The following is a 14,590-nucleotide window of genomic DNA, read 5'->3' as shown; positions in this document are numbered from 1 at the left end:
GGCCGTCGATCACTCTGCTCACACGCACCCCTGTACTCGGGTCCCCGGGGCGGTGGTGGCCCACGGCCATGCCCCGCCCACTTCGCCGTACACGTTCACCTGGTAGCGCCCCGGCGGCCCGAACGGCTCCGGGAGGTCGTACACCCCCTGCCAAGGACCGCCCACCCCCGAGCCCCCACCCGCCGCGGACTCCGACTCCGACTCCGTCGCCGGTCGGGCCGTAGCCGAAGTGGCTGAAGTGGCCGTGGCCGTAGCCGAACTGGCCGCAGTGGCCGTCTCGGTTTCGGTCGGGGCGCCGGGGTCGACCGTACCGCCCGCGCCGGCGGCCTCCGACAGCCCCCGCCACTCCCGCACCGCCCGTTCGGGCGACCCGGCCAGGGCGAGCGCGTACGCGGTCCGGTGGCTCAGCTCCTCGCGGTGCCGCCGCTCGTCCCACCGCCCGGCCTCGGCGGCCGCGAGCGCGTACTCGCGGGCCGCCCCAGCGGGTTCGCCGAGGCCGAGCGCACACTGCGCGAGCCAGGCCCTGACCCGTACGCGCGCGGCGGCGTCGCCCTCCGCCGTGAACCCGTCCAGGGCACGGGCGAGCAGCTCGGAGGCCTCGCCGTACCGGCCGCGTTCCGCGAGCGCCACCCCGAGCCGGAGGCGGGCGACGGCCCCGACATGGACGTCGCCGACGGGCCCGTCGGCATGACGGACGGCCTCCGCGAGCAGCGCCACCATCTCCTCCTCGGGGTCCCGCGCCCCCGTGGCCGTTCGTCCCGGCCCGCCGTCCACCTCGACCGTCCGGGCGAGGGCCAGGCAGAGAAGTGCCCGGTCGGCAGCCCGGAGCGGGGTGTCCGGCGCGCCGGCGGCGAGCGCGGCCCGCAGGAGGGCGCGGGCCTCCTCGTGGGCGCCGGTGGCCCGCAGGGCGGCGGCGAGGAGGAGTTCGTGCGGGGTGGCAGGCCAGGGCAGGTCTCCGGCGCGGTGCTCGGCGAGCGCGGCCCTGAGGTGGACGAGCGCGGCGGCCGGGTCGTCGGGCGCGGTGATCCGGCCGAGCAGTGCGCGGGTGTCGGCGAGCACGCCGAGGACGGCGGGGTCGGCCCGGTAAGGCGCGGCGAAAGCGATCAGCCGGGTGAGCTCCGCGCGCAGGGCGTCCGCCTCGGCCGCCGGGTCGGGCGCCGTGTCCAGCAGATCGGCGCGGGCCCGGCCGCGCAGCAGATGGACCGTGGCGGTCTCGGCTGCATCCGCCTGCCCGATCGCGTGGAGGGCGGTGGCCCGTCCGCACAGTTCCGTGAGCCGGGCGCAGGCCGTCGCGCCGACCTCGGGTCCCGCGACGAGCGCCCGGGCCCGTGAGACCAGCGCCTTGCCCCGCTGTCCGGCCTGTTCGTGCAGGTCGGCGGCCCGGAAGAAGAGGGGGCCCGCGGCGGGCCCGGCCGCGCCCCGGCAGTCGAGCGCCGTGGCGTCCAGGGCGTCCGCGTGGTCGCCGGGGGTGAGGCTGCCGCCCGCGCGCCGCAGGGCGACGGCGGCCAGCTCCCAGGCGCTTCCCGCCCCGGGGTGCCCGTGGGCGGAGAGCCGCCGCGCCCGGTGCAGCAGCTCGTGCGGATCGTCGGGCTCGCCGGTGCGCGCGCCGGCGCCGTCGGCAGCCTCAGGACCAGTGCCCCTACCGATGCCGGCACCGACCCCGGCCCCCGTACCGGCGCCATCGCCACCCGTACCGGCACCGACCCCGGCCCCCGTACCGGCACCGGCCCCCACACCCCCACCCGTACCGTCACCGCCACCGTCTCGCTCCCCACCCCCCGACCCACGGTCGTACGGGCGCGCACCGAGGCGGAACTCGTCGGGGGAGCGGCTGCTCATGCGGGGTGCTCCGGGGGTGGGGGGACGCGTGAACACAGAGGTCGGACCGACTCTGGCAGCCGCGCGCCGCCCGCACATCCGTAGAACTACGGAAACCCGCAGGCCCGAGGCGCGCTCCCGCCGGGGCCCCGCCGCCCGCGCCGCCCCCCCAGAGTTCGCCCCATCGATCGGCCGCACTGCGCAGAGCCCGGCCCCGGCTCCTCGGCTAGGGTGATTCGACAGGGAATGCGCCCCCCGGGGCCGGGCCGATGCGTAGGTCGATGCGTTGGAGACTCACGAGTCGTCGAGCAGGGTTCCGCAGCCGCCCCGTGCGGCCGTCGGGGACGCGGGCGTGCTCCGCGAGCTGCTGCCGATCGCCCTGTGGCGGGAGGACGCCGAGGGGCACATCGTCGAGTGGTCCCTCGCCGCGCAGGACCTCCTCGGGCACCGCCCCGAGCACGTGCTCGGCCGGCTCGCCACCCCGCTGCTCGTGCCCGACGCCAACCGCGAACTCGCCGAGCGGCTCACCCTCCGGGTCCAGGCGGGCGAGACCATGGTCGGCACGCTGCCCGTCCGGCACCGCGACGGACACACGATCGCGATGGAGATGTGGATCGTGCCGGCCGCCGACCCGGCGGGCCGGCCGGGGGCGATGCTCATCGCGGTGGAGACCTCCGAGGTCCTGCGCATGCGGGAGAACCTGGCGGCGATGGAGAGCCTCTTCACCCAGTCGCCGATCGGTCTCGCCCTGCTCGGCCCCGACCTGCGGTTCCTGCGCGTCAACGACGCCCTGGCCCGGATGAACGGCGTGGCGGCGGCCGAGCACGTCGGCCGCCGCCTCACCGAGGTCGTGCCCGGGGTCAACGCCGCCTCCCTGGAGTCCCTGATGCGGCAGGTCATGGACAGCGGGCACGCCGTCGTCGACGCCCGCCGGGTCGGCCGTACCCCCGCCGACCCCGAGCGCGACCACATCTGGTCCTGCTCGTACGCCCCGCTCATCGACCGGACCGACCGGCGCTCCCTCGGTCTCATCGCCTCCCTCGTCGACATCACCGAGAGCCAGGAGGCGCACATCGAGGTCGAGCGGGCCCGCCACCGCTTCGCCCTGCTCGCCGAGGCCGGGGCCCGGATCGGCACCACCCTGGACCTGCGGCAGACCGCCGAGGAGACGGTACGTTTCCTGGTGCCGCAGCTCGCCGACTCGGCCGACGTCCAGATGCTGGAGGCCGTCCTCGCCCCCGACGACCCGGTCGCCTCCACGCGCGGCGTGCTCCGGCGGCTCGCCGCCCGCTTCCCGGACCCCACCTCGCCCACGTCCCTGCTGGCCCCGGGCCAGACCTTCCAGATCCCGCTGGACTCCGTGTACGAACAGGTCGTCGCGCACGGACGGCCCACGAACCTCTACACCACCGACCTCCCGGCCCTCTTCACCGACCCACGCACCGAGGCGCTCCGCACCTATTTCGCCACCCGCATCGGCTCGGCGCGGCTCGTCCCCATGGTCGCGAGGGGGAAGGTGCTCGGCGCGGTCACGGTGACCCGGCTGCGGACCCGCGAGCCCTTCGACGCGCAGGACTGCGTCCTCATCGACGAGGTGGTGGCCCGCGCCGCCCTCAACATCGACAACGCCCGCCTCTACACGACCCAGCGGGAGGCAGCGCTCACCCTCCAGCGCAGCCTCACCAACAGCGCGCTGCCCGCCGTGACCGGACTCGAGCTCACCGGGCGGTACCTGCCCGCGAGCGCCCACGACGTCGGCGGCGACTGGTTCGACGTCATCGCCCTGCCCGGCGGCCGGACCGGTCTCGTCATCGGCGACGTGATGGGGCACGGCATCCACGCGGCGGCCGTCATGGGCCAACTCCGCACGGCGGTACGGACCCTGGCCCGCCACGACATCCCGCCGGCGCGGATGCTCAGCTCGCTCGACGCCGTCGTCGCCGACCTCGGCGAGGACACGATGGCGACGTGTCTGTACGCCGTCCACGACCCGGCCACCGGCGGCTGGGTCATCGCCCGCGCCGGCCATCCACCGCCCGCCGTGGCCACCCCGGACGGGACGATCACCTTCCTCGACGGGCCGCCGGGAACCCCGCTCGGCACCGGCGCGCACGACTTCGGCACGGAGGAGGTCGCCCTGCCGAAGGGCGGGCTGCTCGTGCTCTACACGGACGGCCTCATCGAGGCCCGCGACCGCGACCTCGACGAGGGGATGCGGCAGCTCGCCCGGGCGCTCCGGCCCCTGGACCGGCCTCTGGACGTGCTGTGCGACGAGATCCTGGAACAGCTCCTCGCGGCGCCCGCGCAGGACGACGTGGCCATGCTCCTCGCCCGTACGACCGGCTGAACCACCCCCGCCGGGAAGGGAAGTGCCGTCGGCGCGACGCTTCCGGGCGGCGCGGGGTGCTCAGGTGCGGTCGATGTGCACGCTCGTCGACTTCACGCGGGCGGTGGCCTGCATCCCGACCTCGAGACCCAGCTCCTCCACCGCCTCCCGGGTGAGGAGCGACACCAGCCGGTGCGGACCGGCCTGGATCTCCACCTGCGCGGCGACGTCACCGAGCTTGACCGCGGTCACGATGCCGGGGAAGGCGTTGCGCGCGGAGGTGTACGCGGCCTCCTCGTCGCCCTGGCCGTTCGCGGCGATCTCGACGGAGAAGGCGGCGAGGGCGCGGCCGTCGATGACCCGTCGCCCGTTGTCGTCGCGGTGGGTCTCGACGCGCCCGGCGTCGGCCCAGCGGCGGGCGGTGTCGGGGCTGACGCCGAGGAGACGGGCCGCCTGACCGATCGTGTAGGACTGCATGCGCGTCACGTTAGGCCGTACGGTCCCCGATCTCCAACGGGTGGCCTCAGCCGGGGCCCGGGCCCCGCCCGACCGCCTCGACCAGCGGCAGCAGCCGGTGCGCCACCCGCTCGCGCAGCGCGATCTCGGTGCGGGTGCGGACCACCCCGGGCAGCTGGATGAGCCGCTGGATGACGTCCTCAAGATGACCGGCGTCGCGGGCCACCACCCGGGTGAGCAGATCGCCCCCGCCGGTGATCGAGAAGGCCTCCACGATCTCCGGCACCGCCGCGAGCGCGTCACCGACCTCGTCCAGATGCCCCTGGGTCACCTCGACGTGCACGAAGGCGAGCACCGGGTGGCCCAGGGCGGCGGGGGAGAGGACCGGACCGGTCGCGGTGATCACCCCGTCCCGCTCCAGACGGTCGATCCTGGCCTGCACGGTGCCCCGCGCCACCCCCAGGATCCGGGCGTACTCGCGCACGCTCGTGCGCGGCTGCTCGATGAGCAGCCGCAGGATCCGGGTGTCGAGCTCGTCCACCGCCATGCCCGGCAGCCCTCCTCAAGATCGGAACGGCTCCATTCTGGTACGGAACCCATCATCCCCGGGTACCGGCGGCGGAGCGGAGGGGACCGACTGCTCCCTTCGGCTCCGGGTAGAGGCCCAGGAGCGGCGCGGGCGCGAGCCGCCGTCCGCCGGTCACCCGCCCGAGCCGCCGCCCGCCGGGCACCCGCCCCCGGGTGGAGCGGGCGCGAGCCGCCGTCCGTCGGCCACCCGCCCGTGGAGAGGAACGATCATGTGCGCGGCGCGTACGCACGGAGCCGGGAACTCGTACTGGCTGGACTCCGCACCGCCCGGCGCCCGCCCCCACCCGCCCCTCGACGGTGATCTCTCCGCCGACGTGGTCGTCGTGGGAGCCGGCATCGCCGGCCTGTGCACGGCGCACGAGCTGGTACGCGCCGGGGCCGACGTGGTCCTGCTCGAAGCCGACCGGATCGCGGCCGGGGTCACCGGGCACACCACCGGCAAGCTGACCGCCCTCCACGGCCTGCGGTACGCAGCCCTGAGCCGCGCTCACGGCGCCGCCGCGGCGGCCCGGTACGCCGACGCACAGCAGCACGCCCTGGACCGCGTGGTCCGGCTCGCCGCCGAGCTCGGCGGCGACGCGGAGCTCGAACACCGGCCCGCGTTCACGTACACCCCGGACGACGAGAGCGTCCCCGAGATCCGCGCCGAGGCGGCCGCGGCCTCGGAAGCCGGACTCGACGCCACCGTCGTGACCGAGACGGGACTGCCGTACCCGGTGGCGGCGGCCGTACGGGTCGACGGCCAGCTGCAGTTCCACCCGCGCCGCTTCCTCCTCGCCCTGGCCGAGGACTACGTCGCGCACGGCGGCCGGCTCCACGAAGGCACCCGCGTCACCGGGCTCCGGGAGGGCGCCGCGTGCCACCTGACCGTCGAGGGCGGGGTCACGGTCGACGCCCGGGACGTCGTCCTCGCCACCCACTTCCCGCTCCGCTGCCACAGCAGCCTCCTGGTGCGGCTCTCGGTGCGCCGCGAACTCGTCGTCGCGGCCGCCGTCGCGGAGCGCCACGCCCCGTACGGGATGTACCTGACGCCCGAGGGCGGCACCCGCTCGGTGCGCACCGCGCCCCTGGCCGAGGGGCGGCGGCTGCTGATCGTCACGGGAGAGACCTTCGAACCGGGGAGCGGCGGCGTACGCGAGCGGTACGGCCGCCTCGACGCCTGGGCCCGCGAGCACCTGCCGGGCTTCGCCGAGGCGCCCGAGGTCCACCGGTGGGCCGCCCAGGACGTCCACACCCCCGACGGGCTGCCCTGCGTCGGCCACGAACACCCCGACACCCAGCACGTCTTCCTCGCCACCGGCTTCGGCGGCTGGGGACTCAGCAACGGTGTGGCCGCCGGACACCTGCTCGCCGCCCACGTCACGGGCGCGCCCCGCCCCGCCTGGACGGAACTCGTCGACCCGCGCCGCTTGCTGCCCGTCCGGGAACTGCCGGGCGTGGTCCGGCGGCAGACCGCCGTGGCCCGCCACTACGTGGCGGGTTTCCGGCCCGGCCCCCGCTGTACGCACATGGGCTGCGAGCTGGGCTTCAACGCGGCCGAGCAGACCTGGGAATGCCCCTGCCACGGCTCCCGCTTCGCCACCGACGGCCGAGTCCTCCAGGGCCCGGCGACCGAGCCGCTGGAGCACCCCCCTCGTCCCGCCGGAAAAAAGCTCGGCCGGTGATGTCGAGAATCCGCGTCCTGCTCCGTCCCCGGGGAGAACGCGGCCAGAATGGCCGCACGGAACCGAGGAGAGACACCATGGCGAAGTACCTGCTGCTCAAGCACTACCGCGGCGCTCCGGCCCCCGTGAACGACGTGCCCATGGACCGCTGGACGCCCGAGGAGATCTCGGCGCACATGCAGTACATGCGGGACTTCGCGGGCCGGCTCGAGAAGTCCGGCGAGTTCGTCGACGGCCAGGCGCTCGCACCCGAGGGGACGTGGGTCCGCTACGACGGCGAGGGGCGCCCGCCGGTCACCGACGGCCCCTTCGCCGAGACCAAGGACCTCATCGCCGGCTGGATGGTCATCGACGTCGACGGCTACGACCGCGCCGTCGAACTGGCCGGAGAGCTGTCGGCCGCCCCCGGGGCGGGCGGGAAGCCGATCCACGAGTGGCTGGAACTGCGCCCGTTCTACGGCGTGCCGCCCACCGTCACGGAATGACCCCTTCGATGGACGAGGTCCTGCTCCGGACCCTCACGCCGGGCGTGCTCGGAGTCCTCGTCCGCCGCGGAGCCGACTTCGCGGCGGCTGAGGACGCCGTCCAGGACGCCCTCGTCGAGGCGGTCCGCGTCTGGCCGGAGGACCCTCCCCGGGACCCCAAGGGCTGGCTCGTCACCGTGGCCTGGCGGAAGTTCCTGGACGCGGCACGGGCGGACACCGCCAGGCGCCGCCGCGAGGACCGCGTCGAGGAGGAACCGGAGCCCGGTCCCGCGCCGGCCGCCGACGACACGCTCCAGCTGTACTTCCTGTGCGCCCACCCGTCGCTGACCCCGTCGTCCGCCGTCGCGCTCACGCTCCGCGCCGTCGGCGGACTGACCACCCGCCAGATCGCCCAGGCGTACCTGGTGCCCGAGGCGACGATGGCGCAACGCATCAGCCGGGCCAAACGCACCGTCTCCGGAGTCAGGTTCGACACGCCCGGCGACCTCGCCACCGTGCTGCGCGTCCTCTACCTGGTCTTCAACGAGGGCTACTCCGGTGACGTCGACCTCTCCGCCGAGGCCGTCCGGCTCACCCGGCAGCTCGCCGCCGCGGTCGACCACCCCGAAGTCGCGGGGCTGCTCGCCCTGATGCTGCTCCACCACGCCCGGCGGGCCTCCAGGACGGCGCCCGACGGCAGCCTGGTGCCGCTCGCCGAGCAGGACCGGAGCCGGTGGGACACGGCGGCGATCGCCGAGGGCGTCGCCGTCCTGCAGGCGGCGCTCGCCCGGGACCGGCTGGGCGAGTTCCAGGCGCAGGCGGCCGTCGCGGCACTCCATGCCGACGCGCCCACCGCCGGGGAGACCGACTGGGTGCAGATCGTCGAGTGGTACGACGAGCTGGTGCGGCTCACCGACAGCCCGGTCGTCCGGCTCAACCGCGCGGTCGCCGTCGGCGAGGCCGACGGACCGCGGGCCGGCCTCGCCGAGCTCGCCGCGCTGGACGCCGCGCTGCCCCGGTACGCCGCGGTGGCCGCGTACCTCCACGAGCGCGAGGGCGACCTGGCGACGGCGGCCCGGCTGTACGCCGAGGCGGCCCATCAGGCCTCCGACCTCGCGGAACGCGACCATCTGACCCGCCAGGCGGCCCGGCTCAACGCCCGGCTGCGCGGCGGCGGCGACGAGGAGGGGCGCTGACCCGCCCGCGGCCCCCGCTCCGCTACGCGTCCTGGCGGCGGCGCACCAGCTCGGTGATCCAGACGGGCGCGTAGGGGGAGGTGCAGCCCGGGGAGGTCGGGTAGTCCTTGAGCACCTCCAGGCGCTCGCCGATGCCGATGGCCCGGGCGCGGTGCTCCTCGCGTTCGATCCCGATCTGGGCCAGGCAGTGGTTCATCGCCCACTGGAGGCGGTCCGGGGCGTCCTTCATGTCGGCCTCGATGACGTCGAGGAGTCCCGCGAGGTCGAGGCCGTCGGGCTGCTTCGCGACCCGTTCGGTGGTCAGCGCCCAGCCGGCGCTCGCGACCACGGGATCGGGGTCGGCGAGCCAGGCCAGGCGCAGCTCCTCGGCGTGCGGGTTCTTCTTCACCACGTAGTTCACGAGCCAGTCGTGCACCTTGGGCGTGCGCGCCTGGCGCAGCATGGTGTCCAGCTCGTCCCGCCCGAAGGCCTTCGGGCGGCAGATCAGGAGCGCGAGCAGCCGCGCCGCCGTGTCCCCGGTCTCCCACAGCTGCCGGGCGAGCTCCTGCTGCGTCTTCAGCCGCTTCGCGACCGCCCGGAGCTTGCCGAGGTTCACCCCGTGGTCGTCACCGTGCCGCTCGTTGACCTCGCGTGCCTTGGGGTCCTCGAGCGCGGCCAGCTCGGCCATCACCTCGGCCACCGTCGTACCGGTCACCACGGCCTCCCTTCTGTCGCCGACATGCCGGTCCAGCCTACGAGCCGGACGCCCGGATGGTCCGTTGGTCTCCCGCTGGACCGGTTCGACGGCCCTGCGCTGGACCATTGGCCCAGCGAGACCGCGATGAGTTGAGCCAAGCGCCGCCCGGATGGTTTCCTTGTCGTATCCAGGTACTTTCGGCGCCGCGCAGCGCCGGGGCGGCGACGAGGCCGGTCCGGACCGCGGCGCCTTCGTCATGTCCGCGAGCCCCCACCACCCCGGGACGCCGCCGACAGGACGAAAGGCAAGACGAGGGGGCGGTTCACAGCCGTGAAGAGGATGTTCGTGGCACCCGATCCGGGGCACGTCAGGTTGAAGAACTCGCTGCGGGCGGTCCTGGGCATCGCGCTCGCCGTCGCCCTCGCCGAGCTCGCCGGGCTGTCCCTGACCGCTTCGATCACCGGCGGTCTGGCCGCGCTGCTCGCGCTGTTCACCGTCATGGACTCCACCGTCCGCGAGCAGGCCGTGACCACGCTCCTCCTCCCGGCCGCCGGCTTCCCCGTCCTCGCCCTGGCCACCGCGCTGCACGACCTCACCCCGCTGCGAGACCTCGCGTTCCTCGCGGTGGTCTTCTGCGGGGTCTACGCCCGGCGCTGGGGCCCGCGCGGACACGCGCTGGGGATCTTCGCGTTCATGAACTTCTTCACGACGCAGTTCCTGCACGCCGTGCCGGGCCAGCTCCCCGAGCTGTACGCGGCGGTGGGCATCGCCCTGGCCGCCGCCGGCGCGGTCCGCTTCGTCCTGTGGCCGCTGGAGCGGCGCACGCCGCCGCCCGCCGCACCGGCCCCGCTGCCCGGTACCGGGCTGGCCCGGGTGACCACCCGGCAGGCGATCCAGGCCGCCGCCGCGTGCGCGGTGGCGCTGGCGATCGGGCAGGTGCTGTCCGAGGACCGCTGGTACTGGGCCGTCGGCACGACCTGGTGGATCTTCGTGAACACCGTGTCGCGCGGCGAGACGCTGGTACGCGGCTTCCGCCGGGTCCTCGGCACCGTGATCGGGATCGCGGTGGGCATGGTCGTCGCCATCCCGCTCGACGGCGCCGTGCTGCCGACGGCCGCCCTGGTGGCCCTCTGCGTCTTCGGCATCTTCTACACCGCGCCCGTCTCGTACAGCTGGATGATGCTGGCCGTCACGGTGATGGCGGGGCTGCTGTACGGCCTGCTCGGCGTGCTCGACCCGGCCCTGCTCGTGCTGCGCCTCGAGGAGACCGCCGTGGGCGCGGTGTCCGCCGCGCTGGCCGTGCTGCTGATCCTCCCGGTCACCACCCACGCGATCAACGACGCCTGGATCCAGCGCGCCCTGCAGGGCGTGCGGTCGGCCACCTCCGCCTCCCTGCGGCGCCTGTCCGGCGACGCGGACGCCGACCCGACGCCGCACGCCGCCGAGCTGGAGCTGCTCCTCGGCCGCGTACGGCTGTCCCTCGCGCCCCTGGTCCACCCGCTGAGCCCGTTCCGCGGCCGGAAGGCCCGGGCCCGCCGGGTCCTCGCCCTGCTCGACGAGTGCGCCGAGGAGGTGCGCGGGCTCGCCGCGGTGGCGGCCGATCCGGCCGCGAGCCACGACGCCCGCCTCGCGGCGGCCTGCTGGCGCGTCGAGGCCGCGGTGGAGCGGCTGACCTCGCCGCGCTCCGGCTCCGGGGCGACGGAGCGGCACCCGGCGGACGCCGGTACCGCGCCAGTCTCCGGCCAGGCCGCGCTCGGACACGTCAGCGGCCTGGAGAAGCTCCTCGCCGCCCTCGACGAGCCCCTGCGGACGCCCCCGGGCTCGCTGCTCGTCCGCTCCTGACGCGGGTACGCGGGCGCTCGGCGGCTCCTGACGCGTGTCCGCGGGCGCTCGTTCGCTTCCTGACGCGTGTCCCCGGGCGCCGGGCCGGGTCCGGTGGCCCGCGACGCCTGGCGCGCCCTCGGCCGCTCCCGACGCGCGCCCGCGGGCGCCGGATTCCGTCGGGCCGGGTCCGGGGAGTCCCACCCGGCCCGCGACGTCCGGCACGCCCTCGGTCGCTCCCGACGCGCCGCCCCCACTTTGGTCTAGACCGCCTGCTACCGTCGGCCGGACCAAGGCCGGTCGACCGCGACCGGCGGGGACAGGGGAGGCGTCGTGAGCGACACAGGGACGGTTCAGGGGCGGGGCGCGGTACGGGCGTACATCGGCTCCTTCACCTCGGCGGGCGGCCGCGGAGTCCTCGCCGCCGACGTCGACGCCGAGACCGGCGCGCTGACCGTCACCGGTGCCAGCGACGCCCTCGCCGACCCCTCCTTCCTCGCGCTCGCGGGCCCCGTGCTGCACGCCGTGTCCGAGACCGAGGCGGGGGCCGTCGCCGCCTTCGACGTCAGCGGGCCAGCCCCCCTGCCGCTCGGCGCGCCCGTTCCCGTCGACGGCGCGGGCCCCACCCACCTCGCCCTCGCCGACGGGCACCTCCTCACCGCCAACTACACCTCCGGCAGCGTCACCGCCCTGCCCCTGGCCCCCGACGGCACCGCCCGCGCCGCCACGAGCGTCCTGCGGCACGAAGGCGGCGGCCCCGTCACCGCACGCCAGGCCGGACCGCACGCCCACCAGGTGCTCCCCGACCCCAGCGGCCGCTGGGTCGTCAGCGTGGACCTCGGCACCGACTCCGTACGGATCTGCGCCCTGGACCCCGCCACCGGGACGCTCCGCCTCCACGGCGAGACCGCGCTCCGGCCCGGCACCGGGCCGCGCCATCTCGCCTTCCACCCGGCCGGCACCCACGCCTACGTCCTGAACGAACTGGAGCCCACCCTCACCGTCTGCCGCTGGGACGCCGCCGCCGGCGTCCTCGAACCGCTCGCCGAGACCCCCGTCGTCCCCGACGGCACCACCGGACCCAGCTACCCCTCCGAGGTCGTCGTCGCCCCCGACGGACGCTTCCTCTGGGCCGCCGTCCGCGGCGACGACACCCTCGCCGTGCTCGCCCTCGACCCCGAAGGCGCCAAGGCGTCCCTGGTCGCCACCGTGCCCTGCGGCGGCACCTGGCCCCGCGACCTGACCCTCGCCCCCTCCGGCCGGCACCTGTACGCCGCCAACGAGCGCTCCGGCGACGTCACCTGGTTCACCCTCGACCCGGAGACCGGCATCCCGGCGCGCGCGGGCGCGATCGAGGCCCCCGCCGCCTCCTGCGTCGTCCTCGGCTGAGCCGACGGTCCGCGCCCGTCCGGCAACGCCGAAGGGCCGCGCCGGACATCCGGTGCGGGCCCTTCGACGTACGGGCGGGGCGGGTCGGCCTCAGAGCGCGGGCGCGCCCTGCGGCTGCTGCGGCGGGAGGCCCAGCGTGGCCGTGTACTGCGAGAGCACCAGCTTGCCGATCGCCGGGTAGGCCCCCAGCGGCTCGGCGGAGGCGCACCCGGCCTCCTTGGAGGCCTCGTCCAGCAGACCCTCGGCCAGCTCCGGGCCGATCAGGTACGGGGCGAGGGCGAGCTGCTCCGCACCGGCGGCGCGCAGCTGCTCGGCGACGGAGGCGATCGAACCGTCCTGGTCGAGCGCGGCGGCCATCACCGGGACGGCGAGGCGGGCGGCGAGCAGCATGCCGGTGATCCCCGCGGCCTGGACGGCCTCCTCGCCACCGACGGTGGCCAGGACGATGCCGTCGGCGGCCGTGGCGACCGTGAACAGCCGGGCCCGGTCGGCGCGGGCCAGACCGGCCTCGGAGAGGCGCACGTGCAGCGCCTCGGCGAGCAGCGGGTGCGGGCCGAGCACGTCGGTCAGCTCGGCGGTGTTGCCGGCGTCCATGACGGCCTGGCGGACCTGGCGCGTCTGGGCGCTGTCCGGGCCCGCGAGCAGCGGCACGACGACCGAGGCCGGGCCGGTGGGGGCGCTGACCTCGCGGCCGGCGGCCAGGGCCAGCTCGTACCGCTCGGTGCGCAGCGTGGCGGCGGCCGTGAGCACGGTCGCGAGCGAGGGGTACTCGGTGTCGTCGCCCTCGACGAAGCCGATCAGGGCGTCGAGACCGGGGAGCTCGGAGCGGGCGATGCTCACGACCTCTTCGGCGAGCGAGCGTATGGCGGCGGAGGGCACGCCGGGCACAGCGAGAACCAGTGCGGGAGCGCCCTCGGGCGCCGCCGCGGGTTCGGGGCGACGGTGCCGCCCGGACTGACGGGGTCGAGGCATTCGTACAGGCAGGCCGGAAGCAGGCCCAGTGGGGGAGCTCATGGCGCCGCATGCTACTGGTTTCGCCCGGCGTGCCGTCGGCTGAGGTGCGATCATGCGCCTTCTGCCCCCGTATGTCCTCCTTGCCGTGGGCATCCCTCACCCCCGGACCGGGCACACCGCCTCCCACCTGGGCGGATGCCATCGCCTACGACAGCTCGCCGCCGCACCGACGCAGCAGCGCGACGTCCTCCGGCAGCCGCAGCGTGCCGCCGGCGAGCGCCGTCGCCAGCGCGACCGCCCCGGCCAGCGGGTCGCCCTCCGGCGCCACCGTCCGGGCCTCGGGCAGCAGCTCGGCGAGCGCCGCCCGCAGGGGTACGAGCAGGGGGTCGCCCATCTTGAAGAGACCGCCGGTCAGTGCCACCCGCGCACCCGGCCCGGCGGGACACACCGCCTCGGCCGCCTCGGCGATGTGCCGGGCCGCCCGCGCGAGGACGTCCGCGGCCACCGGGTCCTCGGCCGCGCACCGCGCCACCTCGGGCGCGAAGGAGGCGAGCACCGCGGGCCGGTCCGTACGGGGGTAGAGCGCGCCCGGCAGCCCCGCCACCGGCCCGAACAGCTTCTCCGCGCGGGCCAGGAGCGCGGCGGAACCGCCCCGCCGCCCGTCGTGCGCGCGCATCGCCGCCTCCAGTCCGGCCCGGCCGATCCAGGCGCCGCTGCCACAGTCGCCGAGGAGATGGCCCCAGCCGTCGGCCCGCCGCCAGGCGGTCAGGTCCGTGCCGAGCGCGATCATGCCGGTGCCGCCCGCGACGACGGCGCCCGGCCCCTGTCCGAGCGCCCCCGCGTACGCGGTGACCGCGTCGGCCGCGAGCGCGAGCCGCCGGACGCCCCAGGCGGAGGCGAACGCGCCGGGGAGCTCGGCCCGCAGCTCGTCCCCGAGGGTGGCCATTCCTGCGGCGCCGACGGCCACCGCGACGACCGGCCGGTCGCCGTGGGGCTCCGTCAGGGCGCGGACCGCCGGCAGCACCTGGTCGAGGAAGTGCCGGGCGGAGATCCCGCCGGGCCCGGTCCGCACCGGTTCGCGGGAGGCACGGGTGCCGAGGACGGCACCGCTCGCCGCGTCGGCGAGCGCGATCCGCAGCCCCGAACCACCGGAGTCGACACCGACCACCAGACCGCCGGAGGGGCCGGGGGAGCCCGGGGACTCGTTCACGGAAACCACGGTGCACCGTCCTCGCAGC

At 75.9% G+C, this 14,590-nt stretch carries 12 protein-coding genes; 6 read left to right on the top strand and 6 right to left on the bottom strand.

Going from position 1 to position 14,590, the window contains the following annotated elements:
- Positions 1-18: 18 nt before the first annotated feature.
- Positions 19-1,839: a hypothetical protein gene (locus DEJ43_RS03655; RefSeq protein ID WP_145953691.1), complete on the bottom strand. Its 1,821-nt coding sequence runs from the start codon at positions 1,837-1,839 to the stop codon at positions 19-21.
- Between the two features lie 265 nt (positions 1,840-2,104).
- Between DEJ43_RS03655 and DEJ43_RS03650 the strand changes: the two genes are divergently transcribed.
- Positions 2,105-4,165 carry a SpoIIE family protein phosphatase gene (locus DEJ43_RS03650; RefSeq protein ID WP_071891125.1) on the top strand — a complete coding sequence of 687 codons (2,061 nt, stop codon included), beginning with the start codon at positions 2,105-2,107 and terminating at the stop codon, positions 4,163-4,165.
- A gap of 60 nt (positions 4,166-4,225) precedes the next feature.
- On the opposite strand, the gene DEJ43_RS03645 is transcribed toward DEJ43_RS03650, so the two are convergent.
- Together DEJ43_RS03645 and DEJ43_RS03640 are read right to left on the bottom strand one after the other, a co-directional pair.
- Positions 4,226-4,621, bottom strand: coding sequence for a TOBE domain-containing protein (locus DEJ43_RS03645; RefSeq protein WP_015031957.1), 396 nt, complete (start codon positions 4,619-4,621; stop codon positions 4,226-4,228).
- Between the two features lie 46 nt (positions 4,622-4,667).
- Entirely contained in the window at positions 4,668-5,147 is a 480-nt protein-coding gene (locus DEJ43_RS03640; protein ID WP_015031956.1) for an Lrp/AsnC family transcriptional regulator, read from the bottom strand.
- A 250-nt stretch (positions 5,148-5,397) separates the two neighbouring features.
- Here DEJ43_RS03640 and DEJ43_RS03635 point away from each other — a divergent pair, with 250 nt between their 5' ends.
- From DEJ43_RS03635 to DEJ43_RS03625, 3 genes are all read left to right on the top strand, one after another.
- Positions 5,398-6,852 carry an FAD-dependent oxidoreductase gene (locus tag DEJ43_RS03635; protein WP_015031955.1) on the top strand — a complete coding sequence of 485 codons (1,455 nt, stop codon included), beginning with the start codon at positions 5,398-5,400 and terminating at the stop codon, positions 6,850-6,852.
- A 77-nt stretch (positions 6,853-6,929) separates the two neighbouring features.
- On the top strand, positions 6,930-7,337 hold the full coding sequence (locus DEJ43_RS03630; RefSeq protein ID WP_041662053.1) for a YciI family protein: 408 nt from the start codon (positions 6,930-6,932) through the stop codon (positions 7,335-7,337).
- An 8-nt stretch (positions 7,338-7,345) separates the two neighbouring features.
- Positions 7,346-8,512, top strand: a complete 1,167-nt coding sequence (locus tag DEJ43_RS03625; RefSeq protein ID WP_041662052.1) for an RNA polymerase sigma factor — start codon at positions 7,346-7,348, stop codon at positions 8,510-8,512.
- A 22-nt stretch (positions 8,513-8,534) separates the two neighbouring features.
- Here DEJ43_RS03625 and DEJ43_RS03620 read toward each other — a convergent pair whose 3' ends face one another.
- On the bottom strand, positions 8,535-9,179 hold the full coding sequence (locus tag DEJ43_RS03620; RefSeq protein ID WP_051026013.1) for a DNA alkylation repair protein: 645 nt from the start codon (positions 9,177-9,179) through the stop codon (positions 8,535-8,537).
- 348 nt (positions 9,180-9,527) lie between these two features.
- On the opposite strand from DEJ43_RS03620, the gene DEJ43_RS03615 reads away from it, so the two are divergent.
- Both DEJ43_RS03615 and DEJ43_RS03610 read left to right on the top strand, forming a co-directional pair.
- Positions 9,528-11,030 (top strand): FUSC family protein, encoded by a 1,503-nt coding sequence (locus tag DEJ43_RS03615; protein WP_041662048.1) that lies wholly within the window; start codon positions 9,528-9,530, stop codon positions 11,028-11,030.
- 312 nt (positions 11,031-11,342) lie between these two features.
- Complete coding sequence (locus DEJ43_RS03610) at positions 11,343-12,398, top strand: lactonase family protein (protein WP_015031950.1); 1,056 nt, start codon at positions 11,343-11,345, stop codon at positions 12,396-12,398.
- 90 nt (positions 12,399-12,488) lie between these two features.
- Here the strand turns inward: DEJ43_RS03610 and DEJ43_RS03605 are convergent, their stop codons facing one another.
- Together DEJ43_RS03605 and DEJ43_RS03600 are read right to left on the bottom strand one after the other, a co-directional pair.
- A complete protein-coding gene (locus tag DEJ43_RS03605) occupies positions 12,489-13,412 on the bottom strand; it encodes a sirohydrochlorin chelatase (protein WP_071891122.1) in 924 nt (307 codons plus the stop codon).
- 145 nt (positions 13,413-13,557) lie between these two features.
- Positions 13,558-14,562, bottom strand: a complete 1,005-nt coding sequence (locus DEJ43_RS03600; RefSeq protein WP_041662047.1) for an N-acetylglucosamine kinase — start codon at positions 14,560-14,562, stop codon at positions 13,558-13,560.
- Positions 14,563-14,590 lie beyond the last annotated feature (28 nt).

Source organism: Streptomyces venezuelae ATCC 10712 (genome assembly GCF_008639165.1).
GTDB lineage: Bacteria > Actinomycetota > Actinomycetes > Streptomycetales > Streptomycetaceae > Streptomyces > Streptomyces venezuelae.
Note: the sequence above shows the minus strand (reverse complement) of the source record. Positions and strands in the feature narration are given on the sequence as shown.

Bases quoted from the DNA above. Each gene is read 5' to 3' on its own strand.
- DEJ43_RS03655 (WP_145953691.1), bottom strand. From the start codon at position 1,839: ATGAGCAGCCGCTCCCCCGACGAGTTCCGCCTCGGTGCGCGCCCGTAC.
- DEJ43_RS03645 (WP_015031957.1), bottom strand. From the start codon at position 4,621: ATGCAGTCCTACACGATCGGTCAGGCGGCCCGTCTCCTCGGCGTCAGC.
- DEJ43_RS03640 (WP_015031956.1), bottom strand. From the start codon at position 5,147: ATGGCGGTGGACGAGCTCGACACCCGGATCCTGCGGCTGCTCATCGAG.
- DEJ43_RS03635 (WP_015031955.1), top strand. From the start codon at position 5,398: ATGTGCGCGGCGCGTACGCACGGAGCCGGGAACTCGTACTGGCTGGAC.
- DEJ43_RS03630 (WP_041662053.1), top strand. From the start codon at position 6,930: ATGGCGAAGTACCTGCTGCTCAAGCACTACCGCGGCGCTCCGGCCCCC.
- DEJ43_RS03625 (WP_041662052.1), top strand. From the start codon at position 7,346: ATGGACGAGGTCCTGCTCCGGACCCTCACGCCGGGCGTGCTCGGAGTC.
- DEJ43_RS03620 (WP_051026013.1), bottom strand. From the start codon at position 9,179: ATGGCCGAGCTGGCCGCGCTCGAGGACCCCAAGGCACGCGAGGTCAAC.
- DEJ43_RS03615 (WP_041662048.1), top strand. From the start codon at position 9,528: ATGTTCGTGGCACCCGATCCGGGGCACGTCAGGTTGAAGAACTCGCTG.
- DEJ43_RS03605 (WP_071891122.1), bottom strand. From the start codon at position 13,412: ATGAGCTCCCCCACTGGGCCTGCTTCCGGCCTGCCTGTACGAATGCCT.